The sequence below is a fragment of the Psychrilyobacter sp. genome, assembly GCF_037132775.1.
Lineage (GTDB): Bacteria > Fusobacteriota > Fusobacteriia > Fusobacteriales > Fusobacteriaceae > Psychrilyobacter.
In genome coordinates, this window is record NZ_JBAHZY010000141.1 from 1 (window position 1) to 11031 (window position 11031).

Genomic DNA, 11031 nt, shown 5'->3' on the forward strand with positions numbered 1-11031 from the left:
AGTAAGAGATATCTCCACTAGCTTCTTTGAGTCCAACTATATTTTTATGGTTACTCAATTCTTTTACTACATCAGCAGGAATATCCATACCAGTTCTACCTGGAACATTATATAAAATAATAGGGATATTTACCTGATCAGCTATAGATGTATAGTGATTGATAAGTCCTTGTCTGTTTGTTTTATTGTAATAAGGTGTAACTATTAGAAGACCATCGACTCCAACTTTTTCACACTCAATACTTAATTTGATACCATGTCTCGTATCATTGCTGCCGCTTCCTGCTATGACAGGAATTCTTCCTCCGACTATCTCAACACTTCTTTTGATTAACTCTATATGTTCTTCATCTGGAAGGGTAGAAGATTCACCGGTGGTACCAGCGATTATCAAGGCATCAGTTTTTTTTTCAATGTGCCATTCTATGAGTTCTTCTAATTTAATATAATTAATACTCATATCCTCGTTAAATGGAGTGGCAAGAGCTACTCCAGATCCTTTAAAAATCCCCATGATTCCCCCTGTTTAAAATTTATTTTTCTATTAATAATTCAGCAATTTGAATGGTATTTGTGGCAGCACCTTTTCTAATGTTATCGGCTACGACCCATAAGTTTATACCGCTTTCGACACTTTCATCTCTTCTAATTCTTCCTACAAATACTTCGTCTTTACCCTTTGAGTTGATAGCCATAGGATAGATATTATTTTTTACATCATCTTGTATAATTAATCCTTTTACACTAGCCATATCTTCCCTTACTTGTTTTATATCAAATTCCTTTTCAAATTCAATGTTTACAGATACACTGTGAGAATGTAATACAGGTACTCTGACACAGGTAGCAGTCACTCTTACATCTTTTCTTAATATTTTTTTTGTTTCATCTATCATCTTTTGTTCCTCTTTTGTATTTCCATTGTCTAAAAATACATCTATATGTGGTAAGCAGTTTCCAGCAATTTGATGTGGATAATTTTCAGCTGGTAATCCTTTTAATCCATTTTCCAAATCTTTAATTCCTGCCAGCCCAGAACCAGATACTGCCTGATAAGTGGAATAGACAATTCTTTTAATCTTATATTTTTCATCTAAAACTTTTAGAGGGACTACAGATTGTATAGTTGAACAGTTAGGATTTGCTATGATTCCCTTGTGATTCCATACAGCTTCAGGATTAACTTCAGGTACAATTAATGGAACTTCATCATCCATTCTAAATGCACTACTGTTATCAATTACTATTACACCCTTTGAAGCTGCTATAGGTGAAAACTTCTTTGATGTATCTCCTCCTGCTGAAAAAAGAGCAATATCGATATTTTTATCAAATGAATTTTCATTTAATTCTTCAACAACTAGATCTTGTCCTCTGTAGTTTAAGATCTTTCCTGCACTTCTAGAAGATGCCATTAAGTATAAATTTTTAATTGGAAAGTCTCTTTCTTCTAATACCTGTAAAAAAGTTTGACCCACTAATCCAGTAGCTCCTACAATGGCAATGTTATATTTTTTCATGATCTCCTCCTAAATAAATTTTTCAATTATATACTTATTATAGATTAAATTCTTTAGCTAACATCTGAGTGGCGAGTTTTTTATGATCTTTAGAGATCGTACATGAGATACTGATCTCAGAGGTAGTTATATGGTAAAAAGGAACTTTATTTGCCGCTAGGGTATTGAATACTTTAGCAGCTACTCCAGAATGACTAACCATTCCAATTCCAACCAATGAAATCATTATTAAATCAGACTTTATTTCTATAGAAATTTCAGGAAATTTATTTTGTAGTTCATCGATAGCTTGCTTTAAAAGTGATTCTTCTCTTTTGAAACAGCTAAAAGAAAGATCTAAAGTACCTGAAGTAGTAATGTTTTGACTGATCATATCGACGTTGAGTTCATATTTACCCAATGTGTTAAAAATATTTGCTACTAAGTTTTCTGAATAAGGAAGATGCTGAACATTAACCATAAAAATATCTTCATTTAAGGTAATTCCTGTAATAGGTTTATCTTCCATAATTTCATTTTGATCTAATATAAGAGTACCATCATGAGCTCTTAAACTTTCTCCTACATAGATAGGAACATTATATTTTTTCCCTAATTCTACAGCTCTTGTTTCCATGATACCAGCTCCTAAATTTGCCATTTCCATCATCTCCTCGTAAGATATCTTTTGAATTTTTTTAGCCTGTGGATATACTCTAGGATCGATGCTATAGATTCCATCTACATCTGTATAGATCTCACATTTTACTCCTAAACTGGCAGCCAGAGCCACAGCACTAGTGTCCGATCCTCCTCTGCCTAAGGTAGTGATATCTCCTTTTTGGTTTATGCCCTGAAATCCAGCCACAATGACTATTTTTCCTTTATTTAAATGAGAAATTATGATCTTAGGATCGACACTCTTAATCTTACTTTTAGTATGGTTACCTATAGTAGTTATCCCAGCTTGAGCTCCTGTAAGAGATATAGATTTTTTACCTAGTTCATTTAATGCCATAGATAATAAAGCAACAGTTTGTTGTTCACCTGTAGCCATAAGACTGTCTAGTTCCCTTATATTTGGTGTATCAGAAATTTCTTTAGCCATCTCTATTAATTTATTTGTGGTTTTACCCATGGCAGAAGCGACTATAACAATCTTTTCTCCTGCATCACTTAATTTTGATATGTGGGAGGCTATTTTTTTTATTTTGTCTAAGTCAGCTAGTGAGCTTCCCCCATATTTGTGTACAACGATCATGTTTATTTCCTCCTAAAAAAAACTCTCCAGTAGTGAGAACTACTGAAGAGTAAAAATTATATCCAAATCAAAAAACAAGATAAAAGATAAATCTATGACTTCAAATAGCACCCCATTACCTAATTATGATAATGACAGTTATACAGATTTTATCCATATCCCCAGCATAAACTCTTGCAAAATTTATACTTCGGCAATTACCCCTTTCAAAACAGTTCTAAGAATGCCTTCTCCCTGTATTTACTATTTGTATTTGCGACCTCTATTTATTATTATTTGAAGTAAGTATATCATTAAATATGAAGATAATAAAAATATATATAATATATACTTATTATAAATAATACGAATGAATAATTTATTCTTTCGTATTTTATATGTTTTATATATAAAATATATATTTTTAAAAATCAAAAAAATAAGGTTTACTTTTAATTAAGGGTAAATTATTAAAAAAGCGATATAGATAATTCGTTTTTGAGGAGGATAAAATGGAAAAAATATTAGATAATATGAAAAAATATAGAAGAAAATTACATGAAATTCCGGAATTAGGATATATGGAAAAAAAAACCCAGGCTTATTTATTGGAAGAAATAAAGAAGATGGGGTATGAACCTAAGATAATTTGTGAAACGGGAATTTATGTGTATTTAGACGGAGGTTCTGAAGAAACTTATGGATTCAGAACAGATATAGATGGGTTACCTATTTTAGAGGAAACTGGTGCAACTTATAGCTCTAAACATAAAGGGTTTATGCATGCCTGTGGACATGATGGACACATGGCTACTCTGTTAGGATTTATGGATTATTTAAAGGATAAAAAGTTAAAAAAGAATATTCTTTTAATTTTTCAACCTGCTGAGGAAGGTCCAGGAGGAGCAAAAAATATTGTAAAAAGTGGAATTTTAGAAAAATATAATGTCAAAGGAATTTTTGGTCTTCACCTTTTTCCCAAGTTGGAAGAGGGTATAATTGGCTGTAAAGCAGGGGGATTCATGGCTAAAGCAGCAGAGATAAATATAGTTATCAAAGGGAAAAGCGGTCATGGGGGACAACCTCATTTAGGAATAGATTCCATCCAGGTAGCTGGAAAGATGCTGGAAGGATTTAATCTTATTACATCAAAATTTGTAGCTCCCTTTGATCCTACTATAATTGCCATAGGTAAGATAGATGGGGGAACCATAAGAAATATCATTCCGGAAATGACTCGAATGGAGGGAACCATAAGGGCATCTTCCACAGAAACCTTTAATTTTATAACTAGTAAAATAAGAGATATAGCCCGTGGAATGGAGCTCAGTTATGGAGTTGAAATAGAGATAGAACTGGCCGAAGGATATCCGCCTGTCATAAATGACAAGAAATATTATAGTGTTCTAGAAGATGTTGTCAGAGGAGATGAAAAGCTAAAATTTGAAGAGATAGATCCAGAGATGTTAGCTGAAGATTTTGGATTTTATCAAGAAATAACAAGGGGACTTTTCTTCTTTGTAGGAACTAAAAATGAGAAACTTGGATATGTAGAATCACTGCATAATTCCAAATTTAATTTCGATGAAAAGGTATTAGAAAATGGACTCAGAGTATATACTGGTATCTGTAAGAAATTAGGAATTTTTGAGTAAATAAAAAAAGCTGAGGCTAGCCTCAGCTTTTTATTTTAGCTATACATCTCTGCAAGTCTAGCTTCTACACCTTCATCTTTGATATATTCATCAAAGTCCATCAACTTATCGATGACTCCGTTAGGAGTTATCTCGATAATTCTATTGGCTACAGTATGGATGAACTCATGGTCATGAGCAGCAAATATCACAGTTCCATTGAATTTAACCAATGCTTTATTGAGTGAAGTGATAGATTCAAGATCTAAATGGTCTGTAGGATTGTCGAATAAGTAAACGTTAGCTCCTGTCATCATTGTTTTAGATAACATACATCTTACTTTTTCTCCTCCAGAAAGAACACTAGGTTTTTTCTGAGAATCTTCTCCACCAAATAACATTCTTCCTAAGAATCCTCTGATGAAACTCTCGTGAGGATCAGATGAGTATGGTCTTAACCAGTCGATAAGGTCAGTTCCACTATCTGCTGCGAAATACTTAGAGTTATCTCTAGGCATATAACCTAAAGAAGTTGTTACTCCCCAAGTGATGCTACCTGAATCAGGCTCCATCTCTCCAGCTAAGATCTTGATAAGTGTTGTTTTAACGATATCATTTTTAGCTAAAAGTACTACCTTATTTCCAGTGTCGATAGTGAATGAGATATTGTCTAATACCTTTACTCCGTCGATAGTTTTAGTTATATTTTCAATCTTTAACATGTTGTTTCCAGCGTCTCTTTCAGCTTTGAATTCGATGAATGGATATTTTCTATTTGAAACCTGCATGTCTTCAAACTTTAAGTTTTCCAACATTTTTTTTCTTGCTGTTGCTTGATTTGACTTTGAAGCATTGGCACTGAATCTAGCGATGAAGGTCTGTAATTCTTCTCTTTTTTGCTCTAATTTTTTATTTTTATTTCTCATTAATTCTAAGACAATTTGACTTGATTCGTACCAGAAATCATAGTTTCCTACGAACATCTTAATTTTACCGTAGTCGATATCAGCAATATGAGTACATACCTTATTTAAGAAATGTCTGTCATGTGATACTACGATAACAGTTGCGTTAAAGTTTGATAGAAAATTCTCTAACCAGTTGATAGCATGGATATCCAAACCATTTGTAGGTTCGTCTAATAAAAGTACATCTGGATCACCAAATAACGCCTGTGCTAAAAGGATCTTAACTCTTTCAGGTTCTGTAAGTTCATTCATCACTCTATAGTGAATTGAAGGGTCTACTCCTAATCCTGTAAGTAATTTTTCAGCATTAGTTTCAGCAGACCAACCATCTAACTCCTCTATTCTATCGGTTAAATCCCCAGCTTTTGCATAGTCTTCATCTGTAGCATCAGGTTTTGCATATAGTTCCTCTTGCTCTTTTTTGATAGCGAACAATTCTTTATGTCCCATCATTACTACACTTAAAGCAACTTCATCAGCGTGAGCGAAATGGTCTTGTTGTAAGAAAGATAATCTTTCTCTGTGTCCTAAGATAACATCTCCCTCACTGGCATCGATTTCACCAGCCAAAATTTTTAAGAATGTAGATTTTCCAGCACCGTTAGCTCCAATAAGCCCATAACAGTTACCAGGTGTAAACTTGACGCTTACATCGTCAAATAATTTTTTTCCAGGGAACATAAGTCCTAAACCACTAGTTGATATCATTTATTAACCTCCAAATTTTTATAAGTTCAACAGAAAATTATGATTAAATATCTATATCCAATTATAAAAAATAATTTTTTTATTCGTAATATTATATCATATTTTTCAAGTATTTAGTATATACTATTAGTATTAAAGCTATTTGTATAATTCGTGGCAAAAAACTAAAAACTTAGCCACCAATAAACGCCAATATTCACTCAGAAAAGATCTAAGAAAAATTGTGTCGAAAATAAGAATTTTGTGAAACAACTATAAAAATTTTATCTTACTGATTAGAAAGATTAAGAAATGAAAAATAGGAGTGATGATATTATGTTAGCAGCATTTATAATGGCAGGAGGATCTGGGGAAAGATTTTGGCCCCTATCAACCAAGGAAAGACCCAAGCAATTATTGAAATTAATAGATGAGAATAGAAGTTTAATTAGGATGACGGTAGATCGAATACTGCCTATCATATCAGCAGATAAAATATTTATAGGAACGAATGCTATTCAAGCAGAAGCGATAAGAATGGAACTGCCAGATTTGCCATATGAAAATATAATTGTTGAACTAGCATTCAAGGATACTGCTGCAGCTATTGGATATGGAGCAGTTAAAATAAAGGAAAAATTAAAGGATGAAGAAATTACCATGGTGGTGCTAGCTTCGGATCATATCATAAAAAATGAGGATAATTTCAGAAAAAGAATAGTGGGAGCCAGTGAGATAGCGGAAGAAACCAACTCCATCATTACATTGGGAATAAAACCCAATAAGCCTGAGACAGGATACGGCTACATAGAGGTGAAAGAAGCCTATATAGGAGAACCCAGTAAGGCAATAAGATTTTGGGAAAAACCAAATTTAGAGAGAGCCGAGGAATATGTAGAAGCGGGGAACTACCTCTGGAACAGTGGGATGTTTGTCATAGGAATCGATATGATCATGGAGTCCTTTGAAAAATATATGCCGAAACATTTTAAAATTTTTAATAAGATCTCTAAGCTAAAGGATAAAAAATTAGAGATAGTAGTTGAAACTGAGGAGCTTAAAACTTTATTTGAGAAGTTTGAGAAGATCTCTATAGATTTTGGAATCATGGAAAAAGCACAGAATATTCAGGTCATACCTGTAGATTTTGGATGGAATGATGTGGGGAGCTACCCTGCTCTGGATGAGGTGCTGGAACACAATGAAAATGGAACTGTGAATAGAGCCAATGAGCTCATTGAGATTGGGAGTAAGAATAATATAATAATAGGAACGAAAAAAATAATAGCTACAATAGGGGTAGAAGATATAGTGATAGTAGAAACTAAAGATGTACTCCTAGTATGTAAAAAAGAGAGAGCTCAGGATATAAAGAGGGTGTTGAAGGAGATAGCGGAGAGGGAGAAGGGATAATTAACTCCTCCTTCTTATGGTCCCTCTTTTTTTAAAGAGGGACCGAGGTAGAGGTGAGAGATTAAAAGAAGTTATTTTTATGAATTTTTGATAGTATTCCATTCTTTTTTTAAGACAGTTCTGCCACATTTCACTAGTTTTTTATGAGAAACTATGAATTTAGAATTTCCTTGATTACCGCTTTCTAATGCACTAATCATGTCACGAATAGCTTTCATAAGTTCTTGGTGATCTACTTCGTTTGGATTAATCATAAAGATGATTTGATATTCTAAATATGTAATGTGTTGATATTCTTTTTCAGTTCGATCTTCATAACCTGATTGAAAATAGTGGAGACAAGTACTTGAGATTTCAGAAATAAGAGCTCTTAAATCATTTATCCATTTTTGCCGCATTGAACCAAGCATTGAATATTTTGTGCTTCGAGCCGAAAAAACAGGACCAATAAATACTGCTAAGGCAGCAACGATTAAAGATAATATTGAAATTGAATTCATTTACGATCACACTCCTAATTAATGTTATAAAATAATTAATTATAAATCTATTTTAAAAGAAAAGCAAAATTTATTAGTATTATATTAACGGTAAATTTAAAATATCTTTTTTTATGACTTAAACTTCGGTTTTAAAATTTTTTGTAAGTGAAGTATGGTGATAAAAGTTAATTAAATATAAATACTATGTATATAAATGTACCAACAGGAGGGAAAAATGGTAGAAGAAGTTTATAAAAATATTTGGAAGATAGAGGTACCCCTTCCCAAAAGTCCTTTAAAATTTTTAAATGCTTATGTTATTGTAGGAGATAAAAAAAATCTTCTTATAGACACCGGATTTAATCGTCAGGAATGCAAAGATGCTCTGTCTCAAGGTTTGGAAAAAATAGGGATATCCATGGATAACACTGATATTTTTGTTACTCATCTTCACAGTGACCATTCGGGTTTAGTGTCGGATTTTATAAAGAAAGGAAGAAGGGTTTATTGCAGTAAAAAAGATGCTTTAGATATAAATACTCTTCGTGATTTTAACAGTTGGAAAAATAAATTTATAGGAGCTGAAAAGCTTGGATTCCCAGAAAATTTAGATGAATATTTTGACAGACATCCGGGATTTAAATTTAATAATACTCATGATATAGAGTTTTCCTATGTAGAAGATGCAGAGATAATTCAAATAGGGGAATATTCACTTCAATGTATATTTACTCCGGGACACACCAAAGGGATAATGTGTCTCTACGAAAAAAATCATAGACTTCTATTTTCCGGAGATCATATTTTAGAGAGAATAACTCCTAATATATCTGTATGGTCCATGGAAAACAATGCTCTTAATGATTATATAAACAGTTTAGAAAAGATTAAAAAATTAAATGTAGACAAGGTTTTTCCATCCCATAGAAAACTCTTTGATCATTGTCATAGAAGAATAGATGAATTATTAGATCATCACCGTGAAAGAATAGTAGAAGTAGAAGAAATTTTATCTAAAAAAAGTTTACAATCTCCATACGAGATAGCTTCTCAAATGAAATGGGATATTAAGTTTACAAACTGGGACGATCTCCCCCATGTTCAAAGGTGGTTTGCCACAGGAGAAGCTATGGCTCACTTAGTTTACCTCTATAATTTAAGAAAAATATCTCTTTCTGACAATAAATACTATGAATTTTCTAATTTTTATTAAATAGAAAGTGTTTGTGGATAGAGAAAGTATCGGATTATGAATTCCTTCCAAATAATGGCTCATTTACCTTCTGAGGGCTTCCAGGAGAGTGCCCTTGTGATTGTACCTGTCAAAGTGTTAAAATCGAAATGAGAGACCCATTGTAACCATTGGAAACATTGGGTTTGAGATGGGTGAAAAGGTCTACCTGTGAGCTCTAGAGGCTCATGGGTGGACCTTAAAGGCTCACAGGTGAGCCTTTTTTAGGTCAAAAATTACTGTATTATATAGAGGATCCAAAGGAGAGAAGATGAAAATACTATGGTATGATACGGAAACAACCGGATTAACAGAAAACAGTGCTATGTTTCAAATATCAGGAGTGATAGAGATAGACGGTGTAGAAGTAGAAGAGTTTGATATCTTTTGCCACCCCCATGAGGGAGCGGATATATCGGAGCAGGCTTTGGAAGTGACAGGGATGAGCCGTGAAAAATTAGATAGTTTTCAACCTCCTAAAAAAGCATATGAGGAATTAGTAGAAATTTTTTCAAAATATATTGATAAATTTAATAAAGAGGATAAATTTATCATTGCTGGGCAGAATGTAAAATTTGATATAGATGTACTGAACAGATTTTTTAAGAGCAATAATGATAATTATCTGGGAAGTTTTCTTAACTATAAACAGGTATTTGATACCCTCAGTATATATACGGCATTAGAAATAGCAGAGGTAGTACCTAAGTTAGAGAATCATAAGTTGGAAACTATATGTAAAATTATGGGAGTGGAGCTGAGTAATGCCCACAACAGTCTGGCCGATATAAAAGCAACCAAAGAAGTGGGAGATAAATTAATACAGGGACTTAGAAGGATAAAAAAACAGAAAATAAAACTTTAAAAAATAGGAGAAAAATAGATGGAAATAGAAGTTTATACATTGGATGTTTTTGCTGTGACAGCTAATGGCGGGAATCCTGCCGGGGTTGTTTTAGATGCTGATTGTTTATCGGCAGATGAGATGCAAAAAATTGCCAAAAAAGTGGGGTTTTCGGAAACAGCATTTGTTCAGAGTTCAGATAATGCAGATTATAAGGTTATTTTCTTTACTCCTGATGGGGAGGTGGATCTATGTGGACATGCTACTGTGGCAGTTTTTTATTTACTAGCAAATAATGGTATTATTGAGGTAGGAGATTATACACAGGAAACAAAAGCTGGAATTTTAAAGGTAGAATGCAGAGATGATGGTATTATTTATATGAACCAGTGTAAACCTGAATTTTATGAAACGTTAGATAAAAAAGAAATAGCTGATACATTAAATATTGAAGAAGCTGACATTATGGATAATATTCCTATTCAAATTGTATCGACAGGATTAAAGGATATTTTAATTCCGATTAAATCATTGAAAACATTAAGTGATATAAAACCAAATTTTGATAAAATTTCTCATGTTAGTAAGAAATATGATGTTATCGGGTACCATATTTTTACATTGGAAACAAAATATAATTCGACTGCTCACTGTAGAAATTTTGCACCCTTATATGATATTCCAGAAGAGGCTGCAACAGGTACATCCAATGGAGCACTTAGCTGTTATCTATATAAGTATGGGGTTGTTCCTGAAAAAAATATAAAAAATTTAGTTTTTGAACAGGGATATTCTATGGAGAAACCTTCGAATATTTTAGCTGACTTAATAATTTATAATCATGAAATAATAGCGGTGAAGGTTGGAGGAGCTGGTTTAAATATTGAAAAGAAGAAGGTGACATACTCCCCCACCTAGCCCTATGAAAACGGCTTGATGAGGGGGCTTCTTGGGAAGTGAGTTATTAAGAACTAACTCATATTTACCAAGCTCTACGGGTAAGCCCTACCCTGATATATTTTAGTAAGCTAGT

Annotated in this window: 10 protein-coding genes and 1 riboswitch; of the genes, 5 read left to right on the forward strand and 5 right to left on the reverse strand. The window is 32.9% G+C overall.

The genetic code is table 11. The features are described 5' to 3' along the window. The 3 genes from dapA to V5784_RS10820 all read right to left on the reverse strand — a co-directional run. Nucleotides 1-514, reverse strand: a 514-nt coding sequence (dapA, locus tag V5784_RS10810; RefSeq protein WP_336889031.1) for a 4-hydroxy-tetrahydrodipicolinate synthase, incomplete at its 3' end; no start/stop codon positions are given. Between the two features lie 19 nt (nucleotides 515-533). Then, the gene (locus V5784_RS10815) at nucleotides 534-1520 is read right to left on the reverse strand and encodes an aspartate-semialdehyde dehydrogenase (RefSeq protein WP_336889032.1); all 987 of its coding nucleotides are present in this window, start codon (nucleotides 1518-1520) and stop codon (nucleotides 534-536) included. A 37-nt stretch (nucleotides 1521-1557) separates the two neighbouring features. Beyond that, nucleotides 1558-2760 (reverse strand): aspartate kinase, encoded by a 1203-nt coding sequence (locus V5784_RS10820; protein WP_336889033.1) that lies wholly within the window; start codon nucleotides 2758-2760, stop codon nucleotides 1558-1560. A 97-nt stretch (nucleotides 2761-2857) separates the two neighbouring features. After that, a riboswitch (Lysine riboswitch) is annotated at nucleotides 2858-3033 on the reverse strand. A gap of 218 nt (nucleotides 3034-3251) precedes the next feature. Here V5784_RS10820 and V5784_RS10825 point away from each other — a divergent pair. Beyond that, a complete protein-coding gene (locus V5784_RS10825; RefSeq protein ID WP_336889034.1) occupies nucleotides 3252-4394 on the forward strand; it encodes an amidohydrolase in 1143 nt (380 codons plus the stop codon). Between the two features lie 35 nt (nucleotides 4395-4429). Here the strand turns inward: V5784_RS10825 and V5784_RS10830 are convergent, their stop codons facing one another. Then, nucleotides 4430-6049: an ATP-binding cassette domain-containing protein gene (locus tag V5784_RS10830; RefSeq protein WP_336889035.1), complete on the reverse strand. Its 1620-nt coding sequence runs from the start codon at nucleotides 6047-6049 to the stop codon at nucleotides 4430-4432. Nucleotides 6050-6364: 315 nt separating this feature from the next. On the opposite strand from V5784_RS10830, the gene V5784_RS10835 reads away from it, so the two are divergent. Then, nucleotides 6365-7441 carry a sugar phosphate nucleotidyltransferase gene (locus tag V5784_RS10835; RefSeq protein ID WP_336889036.1) on the forward strand — a complete coding sequence of 359 codons (1077 nt, stop codon included), beginning with the start codon at nucleotides 6365-6367 and terminating at the stop codon, nucleotides 7439-7441. A 77-nt stretch (nucleotides 7442-7518) separates the two neighbouring features. Here V5784_RS10835 and V5784_RS10840 read toward each other — a convergent pair whose 3' ends face one another. After that, the gene (locus tag V5784_RS10840; RefSeq protein ID WP_336889037.1) at nucleotides 7519-7941 is read right to left on the reverse strand and encodes a hypothetical protein; all 423 of its coding nucleotides are present in this window, start codon (nucleotides 7939-7941) and stop codon (nucleotides 7519-7521) included. 217 nt (nucleotides 7942-8158) lie between these two features. Here V5784_RS10840 and V5784_RS10845 point away from each other — a divergent pair, with 217 nt between their 5' ends. The 3 genes from V5784_RS10845 to V5784_RS10855 all read left to right on the forward strand — a co-directional run bounded on the left by V5784_RS10845 (nucleotide 8159) and on the right by V5784_RS10855 (nucleotide 10916). Then, nucleotides 8159-9136: an MBL fold metallo-hydrolase gene (locus tag V5784_RS10845; protein WP_336889038.1), complete on the forward strand. Its 978-nt coding sequence runs from the start codon at nucleotides 8159-8161 to the stop codon at nucleotides 9134-9136. Between the two features lie 289 nt (nucleotides 9137-9425). Further along, nucleotides 9426-10019, forward strand: coding sequence for a 3'-5' exonuclease (locus V5784_RS10850; protein WP_336889039.1), 594 nt, complete (start codon nucleotides 9426-9428; stop codon nucleotides 10017-10019). 18 nt (nucleotides 10020-10037) lie between these two features. Then, the gene (locus tag V5784_RS10855; protein ID WP_336889040.1) at nucleotides 10038-10916 is read left to right on the forward strand and encodes a PhzF family phenazine biosynthesis protein; all 879 of its coding nucleotides are present in this window, start codon (nucleotides 10038-10040) and stop codon (nucleotides 10914-10916) included. Nucleotides 10917-11031 lie beyond the last annotated feature (115 nt).

Excerpts from the sequence above, each read along its gene's own strand:
- V5784_RS10835 (WP_336889036.1), top strand. The coding sequence starts at position 6,365 with ATGTTAGCAGCATTTATAATGGCAGGAGGATCTGGGGAAAGATTTTGG.
- V5784_RS10840 (WP_336889037.1), bottom strand. The coding sequence starts at position 7,941 with ATGAATTCAATTTCAATATTATCTTTAATCGTTGCTGCCTTAGCAGTA.
- V5784_RS10825 (WP_336889034.1), top strand. The coding sequence starts at position 3,252 with ATGGAAAAAATATTAGATAATATGAAAAAATATAGAAGAAAATTACAT.
- V5784_RS10815 (WP_336889032.1), bottom strand. The coding sequence starts at position 1,520 with ATGAAAAAATATAACATTGCCATTGTAGGAGCTACTGGATTAGTGGGT.
- V5784_RS10820 (WP_336889033.1), bottom strand. The coding sequence starts at position 2,760 with ATGATCGTTGTACACAAATATGGGGGAAGCTCACTAGCTGACTTAGAC.
- V5784_RS10850 (WP_336889039.1), top strand. The coding sequence starts at position 9,426 with ATGAAAATACTATGGTATGATACGGAAACAACCGGATTAACAGAAAAC.
- V5784_RS10845 (WP_336889038.1), top strand. The coding sequence starts at position 8,159 with ATGGTAGAAGAAGTTTATAAAAATATTTGGAAGATAGAGGTACCCCTT.
- V5784_RS10830 (WP_336889035.1), bottom strand. The coding sequence starts at position 6,049 with ATGATATCAACTAGTGGTTTAGGACTTATGTTCCCTGGAAAAAAATTA.
- V5784_RS10855 (WP_336889040.1), top strand. The coding sequence starts at position 10,038 with ATGGAAATAGAAGTTTATACATTGGATGTTTTTGCTGTGACAGCTAAT.